Origin of the sequence: Roseivirga sp. BDSF3-8 (genome assembly GCF_041449215.1) — a bacterium.
Classification (GTDB): Bacteria; Bacteroidota; Bacteroidia; order Cytophagales; family Cyclobacteriaceae; genus JBGNFV01.
Map to the genome: position 1 here is coordinate 5,047,848 of NZ_JBGNFV010000001.1, position 24,669 is coordinate 5,072,516.

The window sequence follows — 24,669 nt, forward strand, 5'->3', positions numbered from 1 at the left end:
TAAATATACCTATTTCAGAAGGGCGCCTCTCCTCCCCCATCGAATGGCAAGCCGCCACCGGAGGCCGGGTTTCCGTCGGAAGGGTTCACCCGGCTTCCCATAGTAAGGGCACTGCCTTGTGATGGATTGGCAGAAGACTGGAATGTCTGAGGGAAGCTGCTGCCTACTACGCCTGGAGCGTCAAGGTCAGTAAAACGGGTATACTTACCGATAAAGCGAAGAGGGATTGTGTCCAGACCGCCATTACGGTGTTTAGCAATAATCACTTCTCCGACTCCCTGGGTTGGGGCCCCATTTTCATCTTCAGTAATACCGTAGTATTCAGGACGGTAAAGGAACATTACCATGTCAGCATCCTGCTCTATCGATCCTGATTCCCTGAGGTCGGAAAGCATAGGGCGCTTATCTCCTCCCCTGGTTTCCACAGCACGGCTTAGCTGGCTCAGCGCTATAACAGGTACATTAAGTTCTTTAGCCAGGTTTTTTAAGGCACGGGAAATGGAGGCGATCTCCTGCTCACGGTTTGACCCTGAGTTTTTGGATGAGTCGCCGCTCATGAGCTGGAGGTAGTCAATGATAATGAGCTGTATATCATGCTGAGCTTTAAGGCGACGACACTTGGCCCTAAGTTCGAGAATGGACAGGGCCGGCGTATCATCGATAAATATCGGGGCATCAGCAAGACGACCGGTTTTATGTACGAGTTGCTCCCATTCGTACTCTTCAAGGTTACCTTTCTTAATTTTCTCTGACTCAAGCTGGGCTTCGGCGGAGATCATCCTGTTTACTAGCTGGACGTTGCTCATCTCAAGAGAGAATATAGCTACGGCATGACCGAATTCTACAGCGGCATTACGCATGGCAGAAACTACGAATGCAGTTTTACCCATGGCAGGACGTGCGGCAATAATAACAAGGTCGGAGCGCTGCCAACCGGAGGTAACCCGGTCAAGGGAGGTGAACCCGCTGGGTACACCGGTAAGGCCGTCTGTATGGAGCTTACGAGCCTCGAGCTCGTCAATAGCCTGCCGCATTATGCTCCGCATATCGGCATAATTTCGTTTGATATTGGCCTCAGAAACATCAAAAAGAGCCTGCTGCATCTTATCAAGCAATTGAAACACATCGGTGCTGTCTTCAAAGGCTTCCTTTTGAATCTCTCCGGCAATGTGGATCATCTCACGCTTGATAGCATTTTCCGCTATAATGCGTGCGTGATACTCGATATTAGCGGCAGAGTTAACCCTGGTGGTAAGCTCTGTTATGTAATAAGGCCCTCCTACCAGCTCGAGTTTACCGTTTTTCCTGAGCTGGGAGGTAACTGTGAGCAAATCTACCGGTTCTGCTTTATTAAAAAGCTCAATGATGGCCCGGTAGATTTCCTGATGTGCATCTTTATAGAAAGATTCGGGCTTAAGAATATCCACCACATCGGTAAGAGCTTCTTTCTCAAGCATCAATGCCCCCAGTACTGCCTGTTCGAGTTCGGTAGCCTGCGGAGGTACCTTGCCCAATTGGTCATTCATTTCTGAGGGAAACAATCTCTTTTTTCCCACTCCTTCACTTCGATCCGCCCTTCTTTTTTGAGATTCCAATAGTACCTGAGTTTTTATATGATCCTGTGTCGGGTTAACAAGCTGGCAAACATAGCTGTATTATTGAAGTTTTCAATTTTGTAAACGTACAAAAAAAGAAGAGTGACATAAGCTCATCTTTTCCACAGTAAAAACTATGGTTATCCACAGTGTTATTCACTTATCCACAAGACATTCACGCAAAAAAGCACTAAATTTGGGCCGTCGGCCGTAGGAGCACTCACTGCTCGCGATGATGTATACCGTAAACTGACCGGATGAATGAAACGGCCGCAAAAATAATTTCTTAATGGAGGAAAATTCGCAGAAAGTACATTTTATTGCCATAGGAGGCAGCGTAATGCATAACCTTGCCATTGCGTTAATGGAAATGGGGCATGAAGTATCGGGATCGGACGATTTGTTTTTTGATCCATCCCGAAGTCGCCTGGAAGAATACGGCTTACTACCGGAACAAGAAGGGTGGCAACCGGAAAAGATCACCAGTGATCTGGATGCAGTGATTCTGGGCATGCATGCCAAGGAGGATAACCCTGAGCTGTTGAAGGCGAGGGAAGTGGGGGTTCCTGTGTATTCCTTTCCTGAATATGTGTACGAGCAAAGTAAGGACAAGCAGCGCATTGTAATAGCAGGAAGCCATGGTAAAACGACCATCACATCGATGGTGATGCACGTTTTACGCTTTCATAAGCAGGAATTCGATTACCTGGTGGGTGCCAGCCTTGAAGGTTTTCCAAACAGCGTTAAGATCAGCGATGCGCCTATCATTATTATTGAAGGTGATGAATACTTATCCAGTCCTATAGATCCAACGCCGAAATTCCTGAAATACCAGCACCACATTGGTCTGATAAGCGGAATCAGTTGGGATCACATCAATGTCTTCCCTAATGTGGATAATTACGTTCGCCAATTTGACTTGTTTGCTGATGCCACCCCCAAGGCGGGTGTGATCATCTACTGTGAGGAAGACCCTATGGCTACCGTAATTGGTAATAAGGAGCGTGAGGATGTGACGAAGATTGAGTATAAATCACATGCCCATAAGATAAAGGAAGGGGTAACGTATCTTCAGACGGACAGCGGAGAGGTTCCCTTGCAGGTGTTTGGGCATCATAACATGCAGAATATCAGTGCTGCCAAAAAGGTATGTAAGCGGATTGGCATTACAGGCACACAATTCTACCAGGCGATAAGGACCTTTAAGGGGGCCAGTAAGCGTATGGAACTGGTGGACAATAACGGTAGTGTTGCAATCTATAAGGATTACGCCCACTCACCGAGCAAACTGGATGCGACTACGAAAGCACTTAAAGCTCAGTATCCTGACCGTACCCTTTTTGCCTGTATAGAGCTACATACATTTAGCAGCCTCAACCCTGACTTTCTAAAGACCTACCAGAATACATTCAATGAAACTGATGTGCCTATGGTATACGTAAATCCGGATACTGTGGCTCACAAAAAGCTGGCTCTGTTTACAGAAGCTGAGATTCGCGAGGCTTTCGGACGAGATGATGTGCGCTACTTTACGGATACAAACGAGCTGGAGAAGTTTCTGACGAACGAAAAATGGAATGATAAGAACCTCCTGATGATGTCGTCGGGCAGTTTCAATGGATTAGATCTAAAGGAACTGAGCCAAAAGATCCTGAATAACTAAACTCTTAGCAAAACTACCTATACATGCATTTAAATCTGAAAAACCCTTTGGTGTTTTTCGATCTGGAAACCACAGGTACCAATATTTCAAAGGACCGTATAGTCGAACTTTCTTTTCTGAAGGTGCTCCCTAACCAGCAAACAGAGAGTAAAACGATGCGGTTAAATCCCACTATCCCCATTCCTCATGAAACAAGCCTGATTCACGGCATATATGATGAGGATATAAAGGACAAGCCTACTTTTAAGCAGGTGGCTAAGGATATAGCTAAGTTTCTGGAAGGGGCAGACCTTTCCGGTTATAACATTGTTAAATTCGATGTGCCTATGCTGGTGGAAGAGTTTCTCAGGGTGGATGTGGATTTCAATGTAAGCAACCGTAAGCTGGTTGATTCCCAGAAGATTTTTCATATGATGGAAAAAAGAAATCTTTCTGCCGCATTGAAATTTTACTGCAATAAGTCTCTGAATGATGCGCATAGTGCCGAAGCTGATACAATAGCCAGCTATGAGGTACTTAAGGCCCAGATAGAAAGATATAATAACGAAGACGTCACCGACCTGAAGGGTAACAAGGTAGGTCGAATAGAGAATAACATGGATATGCTGCACCAGCTTACGTGCAGCAACATGGTCGATCTGGCCGGCAGAATCGTAAGAAACGAAAAGCAGATAGAGTGTTTCAACTTCGGAAAGCACCGGGGCAGACCGGTGGTTGATGTGTTAGACACGGAACCCGGATATTACGACTGGATGATGCGGGGGGACTTTCCGCTGGATACTAAGCGGCACCTTACGATCATAAAGCTGAAGTCTTTCAAAAGATAATCTGAAACCGTCTGAAAGGGCGGTTTTTTTTATGCCATAATTTTCACAGCCAGGGGAAGGCAAGGCTATCGGGCAGGCAGACAATTAGATATAAGAGATGGGCTGAAAAAGTGAAAGAGGCACCAAAAGCGCCTCTTTCAATCCTAAACCACCTATGAAAAAATCGTGTATATCTATATAAGTTCTAAAACAAGTACGTACATTCAATGTGTAAACTTAAACTTTTGAACGGCGGGTTTTGCTAAAGGTTACGGTTAATCGATTTTTTTTTATACTTTATTTAGTAAGTTCTTTTCCATTTCATTTCCAGGGAATATCAAACTAAATAATAATGGACTGGTTTAAAGAAAAGACTGTTTTCCTTTCAAACTAAACGTTGCTAAATCACTAATAGCCCCCATGTCAAAAACGATAATCGTATCGAACCGACTACCAGTAAAAATACAGACTGAAGATGATAAACTAGTTTATAAACCCAGCTCCGGAGGACTCGCCACCGGTCTGGGCTCTATCTATAAAGAGGGTGACAACCTCTGGATAGGCTGGCCAGGACTGGAAATAAAAGAAGAGAAAACCCAAACTGAGGTGGCCGAACACCTGAAGGAAGAAAGTATGCGGCCGGTCTTTCTCACAGCAGAAGAGATCAAAGACTTTTATGAAGGATTTAGTAATGAGACTCTCTGGCCTTGCTTTCACTACTTCAATGAGTATGTGGTATACGAGCAATCACTTTACGAGGCTTACGAACAGGTAAATACGAAATTTGCAGAGGCGATCATAGAGCACGCGGAGCCTGGTGACACGCTTTGGATCCATGATTACCAGCTGCTGCTGGTACCGCAAATGGTACGCGAAAAGCTACCGAAGATAAGCATCGGGTTCTTTCTTCATATACCCTTCCCCAGCTATGAGGTATTCAGGCTGCTTCCCTGGCGCAAGCAACTGCTGCAGGGTATGCTTGGCGCAGACTTGCTTGGCTTTCATACTTATGATGACATGCGCCACTTCCTAAGCTCGGTAAGCCGGCTTGTAGGTCACAGCAACCTGCATGGTAAAATTCAGCTGGGCGACCGGAAGATTATAGTGGACAGCTTTCCGATGGGGATTGACTATGAAAAGTATGCTAATAGTGCTGCTTCACCGGAAACAATCCGGCGTGAAGTCAGGTACCGGACCCACCTGGGAGACCAGAAGCTGATCCTTAGTATAGACCGGCTGGATTACAGTAAAGGTATCAATAAGCGCCTGCAGGCATTTGAGCAGTTCTTGGAAGATTATCCTGAGTATCACGAAAAGGTATCGCTGGTAATGGTGGTGGTACCATCGCGTGACCAGGTTCCTAAATATAAACGCCTGAAAGAGGAGATAGATGAGCTTACGGGCCGTATTAATGGTAATTTTGGCAGGATAGCCTGGACGCCTATTCATTATTTTTACCGCTCATTTCCTCTGGAAGCCCTGTCTGCCTTTTATCGCATGGCCGACGTGGCTCTCGTTACACCACTGCGCGACGGCATGAACCTGGTATGTAAGGAGTTTATCGCCAGTAAGCTGGATAAGCGGGGGGTGCTGATATTAAGTGAAATGGCAGGGGCCAGTAAAGAGCTGTCTGATGCCATTCTGATCAACCCTAATGATGTAAATAAACTGGTTGAGAGCCTGAAAAGAGGCCTGGAAATGCCCGAAGATGAGCAAATCCGTCACATGAGCATTATGCAGGCCAGCCTTAAGCGCTATAATATTCATCACTGGGTGAACTTGTTCATGGACAGGCTGGAGGAGATAAAGCTTGAGCAGGAGGCCATGGCTACGCTTCGCCTGGATGATGAAAGCGAAAAACAAATGCTGGCCCATTATCACTCATCGCATGAACGCCTGATTTTCCTGGACTACGACGGCACGCTATCTCCCTTCTTCGACGATCCTAAAGATGCTATGCCTGATAAGGAATTAAAAGAGATTCTTGCTACCCTTGGTACCATGCCTGATAACCGGGTGATCGTAATCAGTGGGCGTGACCGCAAAACGCTTGAAAACTGGTTGGGTGAGCTGCCGGTGGATCTCATTTGCGAGCATGGCGTATGGCTGCGGCAGCAAGGGAAAGACTGGAATACGATCGAATTCCTCACTAATAACTGGAAGAGCGAGATCCTTAAAGTACTTGAGCTATATGTAGATCGTACACCTGGATCATTTATCGAAGAAAAGGATTATTCGCTGGTATGGCACTACCGTAAAGTAGAAACAGGACTTGGTGAATTGCGTACACGTGAGCTGACGAGCCACCTGAAGTACATAACCACGAACATGGGCCTTCAGGTGCTGGAAGGAGATATGGTACTGGAGATCAAGAGCCTTGAAGTAAATAAGGGGCGCGGTGCTCAGAAGTGGTTGTCAGAATTTGACCACGACTTCGTATTTGCGGTGGGTGATGATGAGACGGATGAGGATATGTTCAGAATGATGCCCGATGATGCATACACTTTCAAAGTAGGAAGAACAAACTCAGAGGCTAAATTTAACCTGAAAAATCACCAGAAGGTAAGACGGTTACTGAGAAAGATGGCTGGCATGCCAGAGAAAGAGGCCGCGATACAAAAAATTTCTAACCACGCCGGATAATTACCACAGCGTGTTAAAAAAAGGCCCCGGATGGAATATCCGGGGCTTTTTTTATAGAAAATTAGGTGTATCGAGCTTTTTAGCTATTCGGTAGGCGGCATTTACCAGTCCCACGTGGCTATAGGCCTGGGGAAAGTTGCCCCACTGGCTGCCGGTCGAGGCATCTACATCTTCACTAAGCAGCCCCACATGGTTAGTGTAGCTAAGCAGGTTTTCAAAATATCCTGCAGCCTCGTCTACCCTGCCCACACAAGCCAGGGCTTCCACATACCAGAAGGCACAAATAAGAAAAGTGGATTCAGGCAGGCCAAAATCATCCTTATGCTTATACCTGAAGAAGAGACCTTCCGGTGTTCTCAACTCCTTCTCCAGCGACTTCAGGTGATCTTTGGCTGCATCTGATGAAGGGGGCAGGTAGTTCATCATAATAAGCTGGAGGGTACTTGCATCCAGGTTTGGCGTGCCGGTTGCCTGGGTGTACACCTTCCGCTGTTTATCATAGCACTCTTCTATTTTGGCAGCAGCCTTCTCTCTGAGCTCTCTGGCTATCTTTTCCATATTATCATCCTCTATGAGGTTGGCAATACGCAGCGCAGCACTGGAACCTGCCCAGTGAAAGAGGTAAGTATAGCAATGATACTGACTGAATTCCCTGAACTCCCACAAGCCTGCATCAGGCTCATCCATCGTCATTTTAATCTTATCGAGTGTTTCATAAATAAGTCTGATACTACCCGGACGCTCTGCTTCAATAAAGCGGTGATCGACATAAAGAGGTAGCAGGGAGATAAGTATCTGCCCGTATACATCGTTTTGGATGTGCTCATAGGCCTGATTACCTACCCTGACCGGCCCGTTGCCTTTGTAGCCTTTCAGGTCAATAATATTTTCTACAATATCTTTTTCACCGGTAATGGAATAAAGGGGCTGAAAGCGGTCCTGCTCCTTGGCAGAAATGTTAGCGATGAAGTTAAAATAGCGCTCCATCTCTTCAAAGTGACCGATATTGTTAAAGGCATTTAGCGTGTAATAGGTATCGCGCAGCCAGCAATAGCGGTAATCCCAGTTACGGCCGCTACCCGGTGATTCGGGGAGGCTGGTGGTACTGGCAGCGATAATGGCGCCGGTATCTTCATACTGATGAATCTTAAGGGCCAGCGCTGATCTGATCACTTCATTCTGATAGTAATCACTGATACTGGTACTCTTGACCCAGTTGCGCCAGTACGAGACTGTCTTGGATAAGAATTCCTCCACTGTGCTTGCGAGCGGAGCCTCCAGCGGAGCTCCGTAGGTGAGAACCAAATACTTATTCTCATTTAGCACGAAGCATTCCTCGTCACTTATATAACTCAGCGAGATATTAGTGGTAAGCCGCAGGTCACGCTCCAGTCCGCTAAACTGTATGTGGTTGCTTCCCTGATAGCTTTGGGGTGTTATTTCACCATAGTTGCCCGTAGGCCTGCAGCGAACCCTTACCCGGGGCGTGCCTGTGATGGGTTCTATCTTACGAATGAGCATGAGAGGCTTGTAATACCTGTCATACTGAAAAAACCGGGGGGCAAAATCAGTAATTCTGTATCGCCCTTCCTCGTTTTCGATTTCGGTAACTAGAAGATTGGTGTTTTTTATATAGTACTGGTCCGAAACGAAGTGATCTTCAGTATCAGGAGTAATCGAAAACTCCCCTCCTTTTTCTTCATCCAGCAGTTTTCCAAAAATAAAACTACTGTCAAATCGGGGCCAGCACATCCATGCGATATTAGAATTTTTATGTACATGTGCCAGGAAGGCACAGTTGCCTATTATTCCATAATCGTAGGTATGCTTTTTTGCCATATGCAGAATTCTGAAATTTATGAGCGGTAAAATAGTAGTCCGCCTTCATTTTATCCAAGAATCGGATAAATAGTTTGGAAAAACCATCAATAAATCCGCTTGTAAGGCCTCAGACTACGGATGTATCAGCGGTATCCTTCCGCCTGCAGGTGAAATAACTCGGCGTACTTTCCATCCTTTTCCAGCAGCTCTTCGTGGCTTCCCAGCTCGAGTACCTTCCCTCCCTGCAACACAAGTATCCGGTCTGCCATCCGCACGGTAGAAAAACGGTGAGAAATCAGTACGGCAGACTTGCCCTGGGTGAGCCTGGCAAACCGCTGAAAAACCTCATGCTCTGCACGGGCATCCAGGGCAGCAGTAGGTTCATCGAGAATAAGCAACTGGGCATTGCGCATATAGGCACGGCCAAGGGCTACTTTTTGCCACTCTCCGCCAGAGAGGTCCACACCCTTCAAGAATCTCCTGCCCACGATCTGCTCATACTTATCGGGAAGCTTTTCTATCACCTTATCCGCCAGGCTAAGGCGGGCACTTTCCTCAATCTTGGAGCGGTTGTCACGTTCCTCAATACGCCCTATGGCGATATTATCCGCAGCGGTGAGCTGATAGCGCACAAAGTCCTGGAAGATAACGCCTATCTCCTTTCTTAACTCTGTCGGGTCATAGTGCCGCAGGTCAGTGTCATCCAGGAGGATACGGCCCTCACTGGGGTCATAGAGACGTGCCAGGAGTTTTACGAGGGTGGTTTTTCCGGCTCCGTTCTCCCCCACCAGGGCCAGCTTCTCCCCTGCCCTAAGGTGAAAATTGAGCCCGCGAACCGCCCACTTTTCGCTATTCATGTATTTAAAGCCTACATTCTCAAATACGAAACCCTCTCTGATTGGCTGAGGGAAAGGCACTGGCTTTTCAGGACGGGCTATTGAAGGTTTCATCCGAAAGAAGTCGAAGAAATCCTTTAAATACAGTGCGCCTTCGGCTACCATATTAAAGCGGCCAAGCACACTCTCAAGCAGGCCTCTCAACCGCTGGAAAGATCCGCTGAGGAAGGTCAGGGTACCCAGCGTTATATTACCGTTTACCGTATCAATAATGATGATAGCGTAAGCCGCATAATAGCCCGCACTACCAATGGCGGCAAATATGGTGCCCCAGATAGAGCGTCTGATGTTTATCTTACGGTTTGCTTCATAGTATTTATCTGCCAGCGTACTGAAGCGCGTGGTCAGGAAATTTGCCAGGCCGAACATCTTGATCTCCTTGGCGGTCTCATCACTGGCGCCGGTATACCGCAGGTAATCCAGCTCCCGGCGTTCGGGAGTCCAGCTCCGGGTAAGGGAATACACTCTTTCGTTAAAGTGTGATTCTCCGAGAAAAGCAGGTAATACGGCCACTATGAGCAAGAGGATGAGCCATGGCTTAAAAGCGATAAGCCCTACAGCAAGAAAAACCATGGTAATGATATCCTGCACCTGTCCCATTACCTGGCTCAGCAATACGGTACGACCCATGGTTTGCCGTCGTGCCCGTTCCAGTTTGTCATAAAAGTTGGAGTCTTCAAACTGAAACAGGTCCATTTTAGCCGCATGCTCCATCAGTTGTATGGAGGTCTTATTGGCGAAAAGGTCACCCAGCAGCGTATCAAACAGGCTGGTGGCCCGGTTAAGCACATCGCTGATTATAGCAAGACCAAACTCGGCCAGTACCAGGGTAGTAAGATAACTGAGATCGGCTTCGGCAGCCTGAGCCTGCAGTACCACCTCATCTATGATAAGCTTGCCTATGTATAGCATAGTGACGGGTATCACGGCCCGGACTATACGCAGGACAGCATTGGCAACGGTAATGCTCTTACTTGTCTGCCAGATGAGCCTGAAGAAAGGCGGAAGCTGGCCAAGGGCTTCAAAACGCTCTTTCATTGTGAGCGGTTTATCATCCTTCTGGTTGAAGCTCATCCTTCTTTGGCGGGTGTAGCCCGTCATCTTTCTTAACCTGTCTAGCAGACTCATAGCATCGGGTTATTTTGGACGGCAATGTAGTAAAATAATGGCAGGGGCCTGCAAACCGGTGTTATGCAATTGTAAGCGGATAATACAAGGATAAAGAAGGCTTGATGGTAAATTAAAAGGTATGTGCAGGAGATAGGCTACCTTTTAATGTCAATTCATTCTCAAAATCATGGAGGAGAGAAGAAAAGAAGCCATAGAAACCTACCAGTACTTGCATGGTGTGATACATGCCTTTGGTACATCCAGTAAATATGAGAGAAAATGCCTCTCGGTACTGGCCAGGTATTTTGATATGGATGAAAGGCCCGCCCTGCCGAAGGCTATTCAGGTTGATATGAAAGCCGACCGTGCTTCCTACTTTGTGCAGCTAATTAAATATGCCCGGAAAGGCAGAGAAGGGTTTTTAAGTAACCGCCTGTTAAAGGAGACTGGTTTAAGAATGGGTATCGATATTTTCACCATTCAGAACCTGCTTACGGAGTTTGATAAGGAGAAAGTCTTATCAGTTACCCGCCAGAAAAGCTTCGTATAACCAGGCAATGCCCGCATGCTGAAGTATATTCATACCCGCCCGGCTGTTCTGCAGGCTGTATTCAGGCAGAATGGCTTCTTTTAACTCCGTAATCACTGCACCGCTTTTCAGTCCCCGTTCCCGGGTATTTTCATTTTCCTGTTGAGAAATGCTGCAGGTGGCATGTTGTTGCTCCGCACCAGTGTCTTCAGCAGATAGGGTACCTTCTGCAGGAGCTACAATGGTAAGCCGACTGGTATCAGAGGTTGCAGGAGCTACTATAGAAGTTTCCGGCAGAAAAGAACGGAGGTTTGAGATCATATAGCGGCTGAAAGAGAATACTGACGACATAAACAGGGTAAGTACAATGAGCGTCACAACTTTAGGGTACTTCATGGTCTCGGTTTTTGGTTAGTAGGTTCATACGGGGTCGGTTTATACATAACGAATGTTTTTGCTCCCGTATTACACTCTATAGACGCGCTGAAATACCAGAGGGATGCTTGGGCCAGGCAAAAAAGTTGAGATTTTTTCACCAGCGGGAAAAACCACATTCAAACGGTGGTGATAAAGTCTATATCCTTGCCTAAGTAAAGGGAGATCGGGTAGCCTTTGGTGATAGCTGCATTCGGTGAAGAGGTCGGCGACAGGGTAAAGGCCGTTGAAATCCGCATGTAGATATAAGGTTGCTTTTAGTGCAACATAAGTAAGCACAGTACTTTAAAGTTTGCCTTGTAAGATTGCATTTAATCCCCCGCGCGGTATGGGAAAATTGGATCACTGATCAGAAAAACGTAGTTGGAATTCAATAACCATTCAATTTCAGCCATAACACTCGTTTCTAATTCTTCGTACTCTATCAAGGTTTCTATATTTTCAATTTTATCTATAAATAAAACCTTCATGTTTTTCTCTTTTGCTCCTTGATAGATTATCTCAATGGCATTTTCAATTTTTTCAGCACGGGTAATAATATTAGCCCATGCTCCTACGTAGGTATCATTACTTATTTGCTCTAAGTCAATCAGGTCGTTAAAATGATAACCTTGATCTGGTCCAATTTGGACAAATGATATCCAAAATTCTTTGTAAGGCTTCATAGATTTTATTCGTAGTTACTAGCAGCAACTGAATAGGCAAAGTCATTTCTGTATTCCAAAAACCTTTTCGTATCTGTTCGCCCACTTTTCTTTATCGGCAAACACATCAATCAGGATAAACAGAGCCATAAATATAGATGAAACTACCATTCCAAGTTTATTTCTCCTGAGTGCCAGGTTCTTTCCTTTGAGATAGCTGAGAGTAGGGAAAGTTCTATTATAGCAAATTTCAAGATTCTCAACATCTCCAATTTGCTGATCATAAATCTCCTTGGAGATACCTTCTTTGTTTGAAAATACTTTTGAGTTGTCAGTGTAGGAATACCTAACATTGTAGCTCTTCTTGTAAGCTTCCCCCAAAAACGAACTGTTTAAAAGTAGAGGAATAGTTTTTATTTTGAGCAGTATATTATGAGAAGAAGTAAGTTTTCACCGGAGAAGATCGCCAAGATTTTAAGGGGTTAGGACAGTACGGCTACATTTTACAAGTGGCGGGAACGCTATGCGGGCATGAATGGCCAGGAGCTGAGGCGTCTTAAGGATCTGGAAGAGGAGAATCAGAAGCTTAAACAGATGTATGCCAGTTTAGCCCTTGATCACCAGCTAGCTAAAGAGATCATAGAAAAAAACGGGGTCGCCGGCCGGCTCTGACGCCCTGTGGAAAGAAAGACATTTGCCATCAGGTGTCACCGGCCTACGGCATTAACAGGGCATGTCGTGTGCTCAACCTGAGTAAAAGTGTCTATTACTATCAGCCTTTGACCAAAGACGATAAAGAACTGGAGGAGGTCTTATTGTGTAAGGCAGAATGCTACAGTGAGGAAGGGTTCTGGAGTGCTTATCATCGTTTACGTAATGAAGGTAAGACGTGGAATCATAAGCGATTACACCGCATCTATGTGAATCTGGGGCTGCCTCTTAGGCGTAAGGTCAAAAAGCGTCTGCCAGCCAGACCTAAACAGTCCTTAGAAGTGCCTGAAACACCTAATCATATCTGGAGTATAGACTTTGTACATGATGTATTAGGGTACCCTCGGGGTGATTGAGAACTACAATATGTTACAGAATGTCAATTAATAAGCGGTTCTAATTAGGGGAAGCCTACAATACCATGCTCACCAAAAAGAAGTTCCAGGATTTCTTTCAAAAAAACCTGCCTGCTACACAGTAAAAAAAGGACACCCATTTGAGTGCCCTTTTTAATTAATTGTAGTGGGTCTCGCCTTGAAAGACTTGTTTTATTTTTTCACTCGAATCAAATTCAAACAAGTACGTCAGTGCTTTTCCATATTGAACCGTTTCTTTCTTTTTGTCTTTGAAGGTGCTGGAATCATACGCAATTAATTCAGCATACAATGCTCCATCTTTTTGCTCAGAGAAAAATATTATGAAGTTGTTTTGGTCTCCCTCTGAGAGAAGAGGTAAACTAGGATTTTCACTTTGTTTACTCTCTGATCGAAAAGCTTTATCCAATGTATTGAGCGAATCAATTACATGTTTTTCAATAGATCGTTCTTCTTCTGATAGTTCGCTAAATGCGTTATATCCTTTAAAATAATTACTTTTAATTACATCAATCTCTACACTGGAAAAATTAAAAGGTATCAATTCTGATGAAACATACGGATTCACTTGAGTTGTACCAAAAACCTCTTGAGCATACCCTTTTGCAGATTCCGATGACACTATAAAGTCTTTCGCAACTGAGTAAATAGCATCCTCATTTGATACTGAGCTGCAGTTCGATATTTGCAAGATTATCAGTAAGGAAAAAATCTTAATCATGGCCATCTAAAATTTAAGATTGCATTTATTATCCCCCTCCTTTGTTGCTTAACAGCTGGTGTCATCGTTCCTTGAGTTACCGTAGTAGTTTTTCCTCCTTGATTCCACCTCATAGTTTTTGGAGCAGTCGTTGAAGTTTGTTGCCAGAAGTAATGATTCCTCTCTGGTAACCCTAACTCATTTCTAAACACATTAACATTTGTTACAGTAGGTCCCTGAGCATTTGGAGTAGTTGGAGGTGGGTCTCCAATGGCTGTCGTAGCACTAGGGTTCATAACAAGTGTCCCTGTTGCTGTATGCATCGATTCGTGCAAAAAGGACATCCCATAGCCAAAAGTTAACTCTCCTAAACCTGCACTCTGCATTGAGGCAATATTATTATCAATCTGATCTGCGTTTATATTAACATTACCAATCCCCCCTGCTTGAGTTGACTTACTATTGTCATTTGTAACTTTAATATCTCTTGTTGATCCAATTAATCCGTTCACGTACTTCCTGGCTGACTTACTACCAATTTGATTACCATTCTTATCTTTATTTATCTTTCCATCACTAACCAAATTACCAGATCCATTCACACTAAAATTTTGACCGGTGATATCACTCAAATCTGACACCATATTAAATAGTACATACAAACCTTCTGTACTCAATTTCCCGTTCTGAATAATCAAGTTGCTAACATTGATACTATCCCCATTTACATCAATGTTTCTTATTGGATCATTTGCCGCATACTGGTATGGAGATAAACTAAAATACTTGGTAGCAAACCTATCCTGGGTGAAGAACCTACCAAGCTGTGGGTCATAATGTCTAGCACCGTAATCGTATCATCCGGTTTCCTCTTGGATTTCTTTACCGTTGTATTTATACTGGTTCTTAGCCCTGCCCTCCCTCACGTAGCTCATATTTCCATGGCTTAGGCCAAAGGGGTAGTAGCTGTCTGTTTGCACGACTATCGTAGGTGTATGCACAATCCTAAAGTCGTCAAAATACACCTCTTTGGCAAGTGGCTCTTCATTACTTACGTATACGAACAGGTAACCTTCCTTCTCCGCGGTGAATGATAACGACAGCGCCTCAAAACTATTTTCTGCCGCTGCGGTGGTGCGGGCAAAGCCTTACTAATTACTTAATGACGGTGATAAATGATGTCTAGTTAATATGTAATAGTGTATGCTAGTCTGCACAAATCATTTCTAATTTTTTAGCATTATCTATTAAATTTCCTTCCCCGGCAGCCATATCTAAATCAGAACCGCGTGTATATTTATTTCCTAAATAAACATACCACATAGTATCGGCTGGAAAGGTTCTAAAAGTATTGATCTTAGATTTTATAGATGGCAATGGATGGCATATTTTATTAATCGAATTAAAACCACCGTCTTAGACGGTGGTCATGTTTGAGGGCTATGCCAGTAGGGGTATATTGTGGAATGAGCAAGTATCGTAAGCTATCGCATAGCTTTTACTATTGTGTCTATCATGTAGTATGGACCCCGAAGTACCGCCACCGTATACTTCGTGATATTGTTGCAGATACGTTGGAGAATAAGATAAAGACGATATGTGAATGGAAGGAGGTCAAGGTAGAAGAGTTGAACATTCAGCCAGATCACGTTCATTTGGTATGTAGTATACCTCCGAAACTTAGTGTATCAGACTTCATGGGTATTCTCAAGGGTAAGACAGCGATCATGATGTTTAAGAACTTCAAGAGTCTTCGCAGAAAACCCTATTGGGGCAATCCTTTTTGGTCACGAGGCTATTTTGTAAGTACGGTAGGCATAGATGAAGAAAAGATAAAGCGGTATGTTAAGTATCAGGAGAAGGAGGATAAGAAAGAGGATGGGGATATAGATATCCCGCTATTCGATAACTGACTATCCCCCTTTGGGGGTAATAACCATTGAAAACCCCCTCCTTTGGTGGGGGTAATTTATTATTAACACAATACTTACTTACGAAGTTTAATACTCTTACATCATTACCTTTTTCAACTAAATTGGACACCAATTGATTAAACTTTTCCTTTTTCATAGTACGACGATACAAATCCATGTAAAAATCGGCTTCTTCTATTAAGAAAGAAGAGGAGCTTGAATATATGAAATTAAAAGGGTGCAGAATCCTATAAGTGAACATTAAGAAATATAATATCACTACCGAGATGACTACCGTAAAGATTAATTTTATAACCCGACTCATTTTTTCTCTAATTTAGGATTTGGCTGGTTCTCAAATTCTCCTGTAGTTTCCACTTTTATTGTTCCATTTTCACCATTTGTAATCTCAACATTCCCCTCATTTCTGTCATCTTCATCCGGAGGATAATGTATGCCAATCTTATCTAAACCATTCTGTAAAGCAGCATCCATAAAAGAAGATCCCAATTTTACATTCTGTTTTGAGTTGGATTTATCCCCATTAGATAATTCAAATACTTGATCATCTTCAACTATTATCCTATCTACATCATATATTCCAGCATTTTCTTGGACGATGTCTCCATTTTCTATATCTACTACTCTACCACTGTAAAAGTTAACTGTAAATTCTTGCCCCTCTTCATCGATTAAAGTCGAAGATGTAAAGGTGGCTTCATATCTTTGCCCAGGACTTAAACACAATTCAGTATTGGCGCTTTCAACCCATTGTTCATCATCAGGCACATTTGTACCCTTTCGAACTGTTAGGCTTGTTCCTTGCAGTTTTATTGTTTCATCAGAGCGATTAGTAATACTAAATCCTCCATTTACGCCTCGCCCATCCGGGTCAATAAAAATAATCGGATTATTCAGTACATAGTTGTAGGGACTATATCCCACATACTTCTCCGCCAGCGGATCCACCGCATGCCATCTACCCAAATCCGGCGCATAGTACCTCGCACCATAATCATACCAACCCAGGTCAAAGCCTTCCACCAGCTCTTTACCATTATACAGGAACTGGTTCTTAGCCCTACCCTCCCTCACATAGCTCATATTCCCATGGCTAAGGCCGAAGGGATAGTAGCTGTCTGTTTGCACCACTACCGTAGGTGTATGTGTGATCTTCAGGTCATCAAAATACATGTCCTTAGCGGTGGGCTCTTCGTTGGTAACATACACAAACACGAATCCTTCCTGGTCAGTCGTTAAAGATAACGAAAGTGTCTGAGATGTATTGGCTGCCGCCGTAATTCCCTTGAAGCCAGCCGTGATAAAGGTCATCTCCTTATCGAAGTACAGGTAGTTCAGGTACCCTTTAACAGCATCGCCGTTCGGGTTGCCTTGCGGAACGTTTATTTATGACTAGTCATATAGTCTATTTCACAAAACTATTTCCGTAATAATAAAACAGTCTGGTAAAGCTTCCTTAATAAGCTGAACATCTTCATTATTAATACCATTATGAGCTATATTTATCCTTTTAAGGTTTTTTAAATCAGTTATCTCTATTGGTAATCCATTGAGCTTATTTTTCATGAGTTCCAATCTCTCAAGCTGTTTTAAATCACTGATTTCCTTGGGAATATGCGTAATTTCGTTATTACTTAAATTAAGTACTTTCAGGTTTATTAATTCAGTAATTTCCATTGGAAAATCCTTTAGCCCATCACTGGCTAAAACTAATACCTTTACATCAGCTTTGTTTTTAAGAGCTTTTTTGAGATTCGTGTAAACTTTATACTGAGAGTAATCTTCTGAATTGTATTTTTGTACACTACAGCCCATAAATCCAATAAATAATATTAATATAAACAGTTGTTCCAATTTCATCTTTCCTATCTGCTTATTAATCTCTTCAATAAAGTAGGCGTTACATTTGTCATCCTTCTTCTTTTATAGGCTGAATAAAATTGTGAATTTTTATGCCAAGTCTTTAAACCATTTTGATATCCCTCAGCACTACCTTTTCTAAAAGCATTCACTCCAAAACTATTAGCTGATTTACCAGAAGTACTTGTCCGCAGCGATTTCCTCGATTCAGACTGAATTTAACCTACTACTTCTTACACTACAATGTCACCTAAAAATGTCCTTAGCGGTGGGCTCTTCGTTGGTAACATAGACAAACACGAATCCTTCCTGGTCAGCCGTTAAATATAACGAAAGTGTCTGAGATGTATTGGCTTCCGCCGTAATTACGTCGAAGCTAGCCGTGATAAAGGTCATCTCCTTATCGAAGTTTAGGTAGTTCAGGTCCCCTTTCGTTAGATCACCGTTTGGTGAAGAGGTTGGTAACAAAGCAAAGCCATCAAAATCCGCCGGGTTTATTGAGCCCTTCCCACTGGTAGGGATGCCGAATGCCCGCAGGAACATCGCCCCGAAACTCAGAGCCTCATCTACATTCTCCGTACCAGCACCCGTGTATAGGGCTTGTACCTCTAAGTATTAGTTCATGTAAAATGTATCTAATGGCAAAAGTTTGGTAATACTATGTAATAGTGTTTGTTATGGGTTTTTAATTAATTATGTTCCATCAATTCATTCCAATAATTATCGCAATTACAATTAGCCTTTATTGAATCATTGATGCTAAATTTATTTAAAGAAAGGTTTTCGTAATACAATTCCAAACTTTTCTCTTTTTTGCCAAAAGAGCACACTTTCTTCCATTTAGTAATATATAAACTGTCAGAATTTTGGTTGGTTAATTCAACTTCACAAACCCAGCTAAACCTACTCCCTGACATATGCCTAATAATTATGCCACTTGAGGTGTTTTCTATTCCGCTATATTTTGATAATACCCCGCCAATATTCGAAACTAGATTTTTGTAGGTGTTTCTAATTCTATTGCCATTATCCTGTTTTATTATTTCTATCACATATCTATTTAAGCGATCATATTCTGTATGAATGGTGTCTTCTGAATTATCCAAAGGTATAGGCGATGCTACAACTAAAATATCGAGGAGAGCGTCGTTGTTTATATCAACATTGCAACTGTCTAATATTTGAATGTAATTAGGGAAAACCACATCAAAAATTGTGTTGTATGGTTTTTTTTGTAGCTTTCAAAAATTTCATTGTTTATAGCAAAAGTGTCATTACTACTCTTTTTTTCTACATACGAACTCGGTGTGTAGCCGATACTATCCTCAGCTAATTCTGTAGGCTGCGTTTGCTTGTGAGAATCATGACAGCTAAAAATAATCGTCACAAAAACCAAATTGATAATTTTTTTTGTCATTAATGATCAGCAACTGATTGGATGTAATCTATCATGAATAGAATGGACCGATAAGCTTTCATATGGCAATTCTTACTGTTCAACAATGAGGTTAATAAAAATATCCAATAGAACGGTTAATTTTGAAGGATCTCCACCTCCACTAAAGACCCCATCTTTAACTTGGTATCCATACCAATCATTCTTACTTTTTTCCATAAGCTGGTACTCAATACTAAGTGTTTCGTTAACCGTATCTTTCAAATCTATTTCCACAGACCATCCTGGGTTATCTATGGTCTCAATCTTAACGCCATAGTCGTGCTCCCAATCTCCATCACATTGAGATGCAAACCAATTTTGGATAAACAGAATGTTTTTCATGCAAGATTATTTTTTTATTGCCTCTGTGGAAGGGCTTCACTTATTGCTCTCCTTATATTTCCCTTATACAGTTTTATCCCTAAAATCCTTAGTGAGCCTTTTGCTTAAATGATGCGTAAACCACCCTTTCTTTCTTACTCTCAATCGTATCTTTAAGGTAGTAACTTAACTCATTAATGACTGACCTTTAGCAGCAGAATCGACGGGTTGCATCTACATTTTATACCATGACTCTTTGTTTTCGTCAGTTGCTAAGGAGAAATTTCTGTGAATACTGGATCTAATCATTAGCCTTTTGGTTTTTTCAGGTGATATGTAAAAGGTAGTGTCCATGTCGTCTAAAATAAATTTCATCTCACACGAGATTAATCATTTCTTCTTTTGACTGTACAAGTCCTCGGCTAAACCCGGATGTCCTCGCACAACAAGGTAAATCGAAATAACAGCCACAGATTTAAGACTTATTAAATATCTACCAACTACATAAATGCAGTAGGTGGATCAAGATTGAAGCGGTTGATGTATTAATGTTACTATTTCTTATTACTAAAATAGCATGTCAGGTATCGTGAATGCCACCTCAGGTTCGGATTTCACTACCCACATAGAATACAAAACGGTATTTGCCCCTTCATCAAGTAGGGGACCATTAGCCTGATCATCGCTCATAACCATCCATGTGATCATCCGCTTGTATAAGAGATAATAGCTTTACCCGGAAGCTGGAGCGGCACCCGGCCCTGGCTGCCTGTAGCTTTACCCTTATGAGGTTTGCCGGCAGGCTGGTGGCCATGAAAGATACTACAGGCTACTGACCACTGAATGACTTACGGGGCTTATTATCGCAAAGTTTTTATTACTTTCGCGGCTCTACAGGCAGAATTATGACGGAGGAAAAGATGACAAATATAGCCCCATACTCAGACGAAGAAGTACCGCAGGTAATGGAGGCTCTGGCAGGTTCGGAAACGTTCAGGGGCATCTACGAGTACCTCTTTCCAGGTACCAGTGACGAAGACTTCCGGCAAAAACTGAATTCACTCCATACAGTAAAAGACTGGCAGTACAAGATCATTTATCATGCGATAGAGGAGATATTCAGGCGGAGCACCATGGAGGTACACACCACCGGGCTTGACCTGCTTGAGGATGGTGAAAATCATCTCTTTATGAGCAATCACAGGGATATCGTGCTGGATTCGGCTATTCTGAATTATCAACTGGCCAAAGCAGGGCTGGAAACCAGCCGCATTGCCATTGGTGATAACCTGCTGGTCTCTCCCATCGTCACCCATTTGGCTAAGCTGAACAAGAGCTTCCTGGTAAGACGTAATGTGCCTCCAAAAGAAATGTATGCGTACTCCCAGGAGTTGTCTTCTTACATCAGGAGCTCCATAGTAAATGATGGTGAATCGGTGTGGATAGCCCAACGTGAAGGCCGGACTAAAGACGGCAATGACCGTACACAGCAGGGTTTGCTTAAAATGCTGACCATCAGTGGAGATAAGGACCTGATAAAAAACCTTTCGGAACTACGCATAACGCCTGTTGCTATCAGCTATGAGTATGATCCGTGTGATATGCTAAAGGTGCAGGAGCGATGGGCTAAGCAGGCAGATCACAACTACAGGAAAAAGCCTGACGACGACCTCAAAAGCATGATCACCGGCATCAACGGGATGAAAGGCCGGGTGCACCTGTCTGTTTCATCGGCGCTGGATGAGGAACTATCGTTGCTGGAAAGTACCAAAGTGAAAAATACCCAGCTAGCCATGCTGGCGGAAATGATCGACCGCCGTATTCATCAAACTTATCACTTATGGCCTATTAACTATGTGGCCTATGATATGCTGATGAACGATAAGCGATTTAAAGATACCCACTACAATACCAGCGAGGAACAGTCTGCCAGAAACTATTTTCACCACAAGCTGGAGGGAATGGACCACGAGCGTGCAGAGATGGAAAAATGGCTACTGGAAATGTACGCTAACCCGGTAATTAATCGCTATAGGGTCTCTACGTAAAAAGTATAGGTCTTTTTTATTTTGCTTCGGCTTTCCCGGGACTTTTTAATGGGGGTATTTTTACCGTGAGAGGCGTTTATTGTGTTTCTTTTCATAGCACTGGATGACCACATGTAAACTCTGAATAGACTCCTAACTCATGGAGTTTCATATTGTTTAGTACTCCAGCGGGATTAGTCTGATATGGTCAATCATGGCCCGGTTTACCTCCCCGTTCATGTTTTCATTATGGGGGTCGAAGCGGAGCATAAGCATATGGGTTCCTTCGCTTAGGTTGACAGCCACCTTGTTGCTATACCCCCATGTAGACCACTCCTCATACCCCAGTTGTGGAAAGATCAATGCGTCCTGGTAGGCTCCATCTACATACAGGGACCTTATGGCACATTTATTATCAGTATTTACGGGGCCGCTACCGTTACTATACCTTATGTCCAGCAGGTAATTACCGGTGCGGGGTACCTGGATGGTATAATCCAGGGAGCGGTTCTTCTCTTTGCTTATTTCTCTGTATGATTTACCTGTATACCCACTCAGATCAGTCGAAGTGGTTATACCCTGCGACTCGGCCTCTATGATCATTACCTTATGGTCACTATAGATAGCCAGAGGCTCTGCCTGAAACCCTTGTACACCTGCCTTATCCAGCGCTACCACGGACAGTTCACGATAAGCACCTGCGCTATCCAGCTTCCAGCTATCATTCCCCTTTACCTCCTCTACCCTGCTGCCGTTTCTGATAATGATATATTTTTCGGATTTACCTTTCCATGTCATCCGGGCAGGCCGCACCTCTATGTCAGGTACGTCCGGACTAAAATGATTGTTGAGCAAGTTAATACGCGCGTCCGGCAGTCGCCGGTCGGCCAGTCTTATCGTGATAGTGTGGGTACCGCTAAGGCCGGCAGGTATAAGCGGCTCTTTGGATACGACGCCGTCTATAGCAAAAGAGGCAATTTCATTACCGAAGCCTTCCATTTCTATGGTGAGGCGGGCATTGCGGTAAGTGAAATTACTAAGGGTTCGCTTACCCCCGTACTCCATGGGTACAATGGGTGAGAGGTAAATACCCTCCGGGCGCATTTCCATGCCAAACAGGATACGGTACACCATGGCCAGGTTGCCCGCCACACTCCATAGCTGCCGGTCAGAGTTTAGCTCTGTGCCCCGGTAGTCTGCGCTGTGGGCTACCAGGTTTTCTTTATTAGTAAGGAAAAAAGCGGCGTGCCTGTATAGACTATTCATTCCCAGGTTCACTCCTTCCGTATTATTCGTACGCGCAGCAGCCCACGTGTAGTATGCCTGTACGAAGGGCCAGATGGCATCATTATGGTAAGGAGGTATACCGGGAATCTGAGGGTAAATGCTCGGCACCCCATAGTTGAGCACAGGCGTATTTTCTACTACTGACGTAGCCCGGTCATTCTCCGCAATACCAAATAGCACCGTTAGTGCCTCACCTAGTGACTCGCTCCGGGGGGATAGGGACAGAAAGTGTTTGCCATAGAGGTACTGTCCGTAATAGCCCTTTTCCTCCATCCACATATAGGCGTTAATACCATCCTTAATGCGTTCACTCTGTTCTATATAAGCAGTTGCTTCCATGCCCAGGTCCTCAGCCATCAGGGCGAGTATCTGGTAAGTGCGGAAATGGACCGCATTAGTACCCAGGTTAAGGCTTTCGTAGATATCTACCGGCCCCATCCAGCGGGGATAGCTTTGTTTCCTCCAGTCCAGAAAGCTGGATTCACCCCGAGCCAGGCCGTAGCGCTTGTCAAATATGACCTTTTGATCATCTGCCACGGAGGCACTTATGATCTCAAATGCTTTTGCCAGCCACTCCCTGTCGCCTGTAAAGAGGTATACCTCGTAAGCAGCCAGGGCCCAGGTAGTGCGGTCGGTAGATACGGGCCATGAGCCTCCGGTACCTGTATCCTGCACAATCCGGCCATTTCGCACCTTATGCATCAGGCTCTTTTTAGCGATGTCAGGGGCCACCATGGCCAGGGAGAGCAATATGCTGTAGCTTATGTCTCGTGTCCAGACCCCCTCCCACTTCTCGCCTGCCATAAAGGCACTGTCCTGCCGGATATTTAACAGCATCTCTTCCAGGGACATATTGTAAAGGGCATCGACCAATAGCTGATCTGAAGTGTAGGCTGGCAAACCGGAAATATCCTGTCCAAGGACCCATTCCTTCTCATTGAAATTATCCGGGTCATATGCATTCAGAATAATGGAGGTCTCGTAAATGCCATCTTCGTCGGGGTCCTTTAACTGAAACTGTGACCGGGAAGGCAGATTTTCAAAGTCCCAGGTAAGGGGGGCTGCATTGCCTGCCACCCATACACCCCGGAAATCAGAGGCGGCGAGGCGGCTGCCATCATAACTTTCATAATATCCCTTTTCTTCAAAGGACTTTAGTACGTGGCGCATATCCACCCGGATCAGCAGTTCGGTATTTGGCTCCAAAAAATCCTTTGGAGCAGAGGCCGGAGTTTCTGCATCTGCTTGCCCGAAAGTAATGACCGGAGCCACTACCCTGCCGTTTTCAGGCCTGAGTACGAGGTGATGATTAACTCCCGCCGGCAGCTCGTTGTCTTTGCCGTTAAGGCTGAATTTAAACTCGATGTTCCTTGGGTAGCGCTGGTTAGCAGGGCTTTTGTAGTTGGAGGTAATACGCGTGGGGCTGACTGCCTCGGCCACAAAGCGCCCCTGCGTTACGCGGTCCTTGTAAACAGTATAATCCTGACCTTTGTAAATCACATCTTCCGGTTTTTCAAGAGAAATGACCTGACATGCTGAAAAAAAGAACGTATTAACTAAAAAAATAAGGGCGTAGCGGTTCATCTATGCAAAGACGGCTTAATTCACATTCCGGTAAATGCGAAAGATAAATAGATTTAGAGGAAGAATTAAAAGCCTCTGCTCAATACTTTACATGCCCGCGTCTAGCAGCTAGTGCCGACTGACCACATTTCATATTTGATTGTAGACTGATATCTGCACTACCATAAGGCAGGCTACATTTCGCTGAAACTACCAGCACCGCCAGAAGAGCAGCTCCGGTAGGTATAAGATCTTTTTAAGATAAAATGTAATTATAAATCAATCCAGCCGGCCTGAAAAGAATATGTTAAT

The 24,669-nt window shown here is 44.0% G+C and carries 23 protein-coding genes and 2 pseudogenes; 7 read left to right on the forward strand and 18 right to left on the reverse strand.

What is annotated here, in order from left to right; genetic code table 11:
* Positions 1 to 14: 14 nt before the first annotated feature.
* On the reverse strand, positions 15 to 1,526 hold the full coding sequence (dnaB, locus tag AB9P05_RS20905; protein ID WP_371911375.1) for a replicative DNA helicase: 1,512 nt from the start codon (positions 1,524 to 1,526) through the stop codon (positions 15 to 17).
* A 358-nt stretch (positions 1,527 to 1,884) separates the two neighbouring features.
* On the opposite strand from dnaB, the gene murC reads away from it, so the two are divergent.
* The 3 genes from murC (at position 1,885) to AB9P05_RS20920 (ending at position 6,707) form a co-directional block, all read left to right on the forward strand.
* Positions 1,885 to 3,258 (forward strand): UDP-N-acetylmuramate--L-alanine ligase, encoded by a 1,374-nt coding sequence (murC, locus tag AB9P05_RS20910; protein WP_371910786.1) that lies wholly within the window; start codon positions 1,885 to 1,887, stop codon positions 3,256 to 3,258.
* A 23-nt stretch (positions 3,259 to 3,281) separates the two neighbouring features.
* The gene (locus tag AB9P05_RS20915; protein ID WP_371910787.1) at positions 3,282 to 4,085 is read left to right on the forward strand and encodes an exonuclease domain-containing protein; all 804 of its coding nucleotides are present in this window, start codon (positions 3,282 to 3,284) and stop codon (positions 4,083 to 4,085) included.
* A 399-nt stretch (positions 4,086 to 4,484) separates the two neighbouring features.
* Complete coding sequence (locus AB9P05_RS20920; RefSeq protein ID WP_371910788.1) at positions 4,485 to 6,707, forward strand: bifunctional alpha,alpha-trehalose-phosphate synthase (UDP-forming)/trehalose-phosphatase; 2,223 nt, start codon at positions 4,485 to 4,487, stop codon at positions 6,705 to 6,707.
* Positions 6,708 to 6,758: 51 nt separating this feature from the next.
* Here AB9P05_RS20920 and AB9P05_RS20925 read toward each other — a convergent pair whose 3' ends face one another.
* Together AB9P05_RS20925 and AB9P05_RS20930 are read right to left on the reverse strand one after the other, a co-directional pair.
* A complete protein-coding gene (locus tag AB9P05_RS20925; RefSeq protein ID WP_371910789.1) occupies positions 6,759 to 8,546 on the reverse strand; it encodes a glycoside hydrolase family 15 protein in 1,788 nt (595 codons plus the stop codon).
* Between the two features lie 125 nt (positions 8,547 to 8,671).
* Positions 8,672 to 10,525 (reverse strand): ABC transporter ATP-binding protein, encoded by a 1,854-nt coding sequence (locus AB9P05_RS20930; RefSeq protein ID WP_371911376.1) that lies wholly within the window; start codon positions 10,523 to 10,525, stop codon positions 8,672 to 8,674.
* 196 nt (positions 10,526 to 10,721) lie between these two features.
* On the opposite strand from AB9P05_RS20930, the gene AB9P05_RS20935 reads away from it, so the two are divergent.
* Positions 10,722 to 11,084: a hypothetical protein gene (locus tag AB9P05_RS20935; protein ID WP_371910790.1), complete on the forward strand. Its 363-nt coding sequence runs from the start codon at positions 10,722 to 10,724 to the stop codon at positions 11,082 to 11,084.
* Here the strand turns inward: AB9P05_RS20935 and AB9P05_RS20940 are convergent.
* From AB9P05_RS20940 to AB9P05_RS20950, 3 genes are all read right to left on the reverse strand, one after another.
* On the reverse strand, positions 11,055 to 11,459 hold the full coding sequence (locus tag AB9P05_RS20940; protein WP_371910791.1) for a hypothetical protein: 405 nt from the start codon (positions 11,457 to 11,459) through the stop codon (positions 11,055 to 11,057). The two genes, AB9P05_RS20935 and AB9P05_RS20940, sit on opposite strands and share 30 nt — an antisense overlap.
* A 350-nt stretch (positions 11,460 to 11,809) precedes the next feature.
* Positions 11,810 to 12,163, reverse strand: coding sequence for a hypothetical protein (locus AB9P05_RS20945; RefSeq protein WP_371910792.1), 354 nt, complete (start codon positions 12,161 to 12,163; stop codon positions 11,810 to 11,812).
* Between the two features lie 42 nt (positions 12,164 to 12,205).
* A complete protein-coding gene (locus AB9P05_RS20950; protein ID WP_371910793.1) occupies positions 12,206 to 12,523 on the reverse strand; it encodes a hypothetical protein in 318 nt (105 codons plus the stop codon).
* Between the two features lie 51 nt (positions 12,524 to 12,574).
* Between AB9P05_RS20950 and AB9P05_RS20955 the strand changes: the two are divergent.
* Positions 12,575 to 13,188 (forward strand): annotated as a pseudogene (locus tag AB9P05_RS20955) (transposase); the annotation flags it as partial.
* A 178-nt stretch (positions 13,189 to 13,366) separates the two neighbouring features.
* On the opposite strand, the gene AB9P05_RS20960 reads toward AB9P05_RS20955, so the two are convergent.
* The 5 genes and pseudogenes from AB9P05_RS20960 to AB9P05_RS20980 all read right to left on the reverse strand — a co-directional run bounded on the left by AB9P05_RS20960 (position 13,367) and on the right by AB9P05_RS20980 (position 15,304).
* Positions 13,367 to 13,948: a hypothetical protein gene (locus AB9P05_RS20960; protein ID WP_371910794.1), complete on the reverse strand. Its 582-nt coding sequence runs from the start codon at positions 13,946 to 13,948 to the stop codon at positions 13,367 to 13,369.
* A complete protein-coding gene (locus AB9P05_RS20965; RefSeq protein ID WP_371910795.1) occupies positions 13,945 to 14,625 on the reverse strand; it encodes a hypothetical protein in 681 nt (226 codons plus the stop codon). The genes AB9P05_RS20960 and AB9P05_RS20965 overlap by 4 nt, the downstream gene beginning before the upstream one ends.
* 33 nt (positions 14,626 to 14,658) lie before the next feature.
* Positions 14,659 to 14,772: pseudogene (locus AB9P05_RS20970) on the reverse strand (RHS repeat-associated core domain-containing protein); the annotation flags it as partial.
* A gap of 12 nt (positions 14,773 to 14,784) precedes the next feature.
* A complete protein-coding gene (locus tag AB9P05_RS20975; protein WP_371910796.1) occupies positions 14,785 to 14,928 on the reverse strand; it encodes a hypothetical protein in 144 nt (47 codons plus the stop codon).
* A gap of 205 nt (positions 14,929 to 15,133) precedes the next feature.
* A complete protein-coding gene (locus AB9P05_RS20980) occupies positions 15,134 to 15,304 on the reverse strand; it encodes a hypothetical protein (protein WP_371910797.1) in 171 nt (56 codons plus the stop codon).
* An 89-nt stretch (positions 15,305 to 15,393) separates the two neighbouring features.
* On the opposite strand from AB9P05_RS20980, the gene tnpA reads away from it, so the two are divergent.
* Positions 15,394 to 15,840: an IS200/IS605 family transposase gene (tnpA, locus tag AB9P05_RS20985; protein ID WP_371910798.1), complete on the forward strand. Its 447-nt coding sequence runs from the start codon at positions 15,394 to 15,396 to the stop codon at positions 15,838 to 15,840.
* Between the two features lie 321 nt (positions 15,841 to 16,161).
* Here tnpA and AB9P05_RS20990 read toward each other — a convergent pair whose 3' ends face one another.
* From AB9P05_RS20990 to AB9P05_RS21015, 6 genes are all read right to left on the reverse strand, one after another.
* On the reverse strand, positions 16,162 to 17,172 hold the full coding sequence (locus tag AB9P05_RS20990) for an RHS repeat-associated core domain-containing protein (RefSeq protein WP_371910799.1): 1,011 nt from the start codon (positions 17,170 to 17,172) through the stop codon (positions 16,162 to 16,164).
* A gap of 99 nt (positions 17,173 to 17,271) precedes the next feature.
* Positions 17,272 to 17,721 (reverse strand): leucine-rich repeat domain-containing protein, encoded by a 450-nt coding sequence (locus tag AB9P05_RS20995; protein WP_371910800.1) that lies wholly within the window; start codon positions 17,719 to 17,721, stop codon positions 17,272 to 17,274.
* A 246-nt stretch (positions 17,722 to 17,967) separates the two neighbouring features.
* Positions 17,968 to 18,264 carry a hypothetical protein gene (locus AB9P05_RS21000; RefSeq protein WP_371910801.1) on the reverse strand — a complete coding sequence of 99 codons (297 nt, stop codon included), beginning with the start codon at positions 18,262 to 18,264 and terminating at the stop codon, positions 17,968 to 17,970.
* Positions 18,265 to 18,410: 146 nt separating this feature from the next.
* Positions 18,411 to 18,827 (reverse strand): hypothetical protein, encoded by a 417-nt coding sequence (locus tag AB9P05_RS21005; protein WP_371910802.1) that lies wholly within the window; start codon positions 18,825 to 18,827, stop codon positions 18,411 to 18,413.
* Positions 18,828 to 19,210: 383 nt separating this feature from the next.
* Entirely contained in the window at positions 19,211 to 19,501 is a 291-nt protein-coding gene (locus AB9P05_RS21010) for an immunity 53 family protein (RefSeq protein ID WP_371910803.1), read from the reverse strand.
* 658 nt (positions 19,502 to 20,159) lie between these two features.
* Positions 20,160 to 20,294 carry a hypothetical protein gene (locus AB9P05_RS21015; RefSeq protein WP_371910804.1) on the reverse strand — a complete coding sequence of 45 codons (135 nt, stop codon included), beginning with the start codon at positions 20,292 to 20,294 and terminating at the stop codon, positions 20,160 to 20,162.
* A gap of 106 nt (positions 20,295 to 20,400) precedes the next feature.
* Here AB9P05_RS21015 and AB9P05_RS21020 point away from each other — a divergent pair, with 106 nt between their 5' ends.
* Positions 20,401 to 21,528, forward strand: a complete 1,128-nt coding sequence (locus tag AB9P05_RS21020) for a 1-acyl-sn-glycerol-3-phosphate acyltransferase (RefSeq protein ID WP_371910805.1) — start codon at positions 20,401 to 20,403, stop codon at positions 21,526 to 21,528.
* A gap of 156 nt (positions 21,529 to 21,684) precedes the next feature.
* On the opposite strand, the gene AB9P05_RS21025 is transcribed toward AB9P05_RS21020, so the two are convergent.
* Positions 21,685 to 24,378, reverse strand: coding sequence for a glycogen debranching protein (locus AB9P05_RS21025; RefSeq protein WP_371910806.1), 2,694 nt, complete (start codon positions 24,376 to 24,378; stop codon positions 21,685 to 21,687).
* Positions 24,379 to 24,669: the final 291 nt, after the last annotated feature.

What these genes read in the sequence shown, in the direction of transcription:
- AB9P05_RS21020 (WP_371910805.1), top strand. Translation starts at nt 20,401, where the DNA reads ATGACAAATATAGCCCCATACTCAGACGAAGAAGTACCGCAGGTAATG.
- AB9P05_RS21000 (WP_371910801.1), bottom strand. Translation starts at nt 18,264, where the DNA reads ATGTTCCTGCGGGCATTCGGCATCCCTACCAGTGGGAAGGGCTCAATA.
- murC (WP_371910786.1), top strand. Translation starts at nt 1,885, where the DNA reads ATGGAGGAAAATTCGCAGAAAGTACATTTTATTGCCATAGGAGGCAGC.
- AB9P05_RS20990 (WP_371910799.1), bottom strand. Translation starts at nt 17,172, where the DNA reads ATGACCTTTATCACGGCTGGCTTCAAGGGAATTACGGCGGCAGCCAAT.
- dnaB (WP_371911375.1), bottom strand. Translation starts at nt 1,526, where the DNA reads ATGAATGACCAATTGGGCAAGGTACCTCCGCAGGCTACCGAACTCGAA.
- AB9P05_RS20935 (WP_371910790.1), top strand. Translation starts at nt 10,722, where the DNA reads ATGGAGGAGAGAAGAAAAGAAGCCATAGAAACCTACCAGTACTTGCAT.
- AB9P05_RS20960 (WP_371910794.1), bottom strand. Translation starts at nt 13,948, where the DNA reads ATGATTAAGATTTTTTCCTTACTGATAATCTTGCAAATATCGAACTGC.
- AB9P05_RS20915 (WP_371910787.1), top strand. Translation starts at nt 3,282, where the DNA reads ATGCATTTAAATCTGAAAAACCCTTTGGTGTTTTTCGATCTGGAAACC.
- AB9P05_RS21010 (WP_371910803.1), bottom strand. Translation starts at nt 19,501, where the DNA reads ATGAAAAACATTCTGTTTATCCAAAATTGGTTTGCATCTCAATGTGAT.
- AB9P05_RS21025 (WP_371910806.1), bottom strand. Translation starts at nt 24,378, where the DNA reads ATGAACCGCTACGCCCTTATTTTTTTAGTTAATACGTTCTTTTTTTCA.
- AB9P05_RS20945 (WP_371910792.1), bottom strand. Translation starts at nt 12,163, where the DNA reads ATGAAGCCTTACAAAGAATTTTGGATATCATTTGTCCAAATTGGACCA.
- AB9P05_RS20940 (WP_371910791.1), bottom strand. Translation starts at nt 11,459, where the DNA reads ATGAAGTACCCTAAAGTTGTGACGCTCATTGTACTTACCCTGTTTATG.
- AB9P05_RS20930 (WP_371911376.1), bottom strand. Translation starts at nt 10,525, where the DNA reads ATGACGGGCTACACCCGCCAAAGAAGGATGAGCTTCAACCAGAAGGAT.
- AB9P05_RS20995 (WP_371910800.1), bottom strand. Translation starts at nt 17,721, where the DNA reads ATGAAATTGGAACAACTGTTTATATTAATATTATTTATTGGATTTATG.
- tnpA (WP_371910798.1), top strand. Translation starts at nt 15,394, where the DNA reads ATGAGCAAGTATCGTAAGCTATCGCATAGCTTTTACTATTGTGTCTAT.
- AB9P05_RS20925 (WP_371910789.1), bottom strand. Translation starts at nt 8,546, where the DNA reads ATGGCAAAAAAGCATACCTACGATTATGGAATAATAGGCAACTGTGCC.
- AB9P05_RS21015 (WP_371910804.1), bottom strand. Translation starts at nt 20,294, where the DNA reads ATGGCCACCAGCCTGCCGGCAAACCTCATAAGGGTAAAGCTACAGGCA.
- AB9P05_RS20920 (WP_371910788.1), top strand. Translation starts at nt 4,485, where the DNA reads ATGTCAAAAACGATAATCGTATCGAACCGACTACCAGTAAAAATACAG.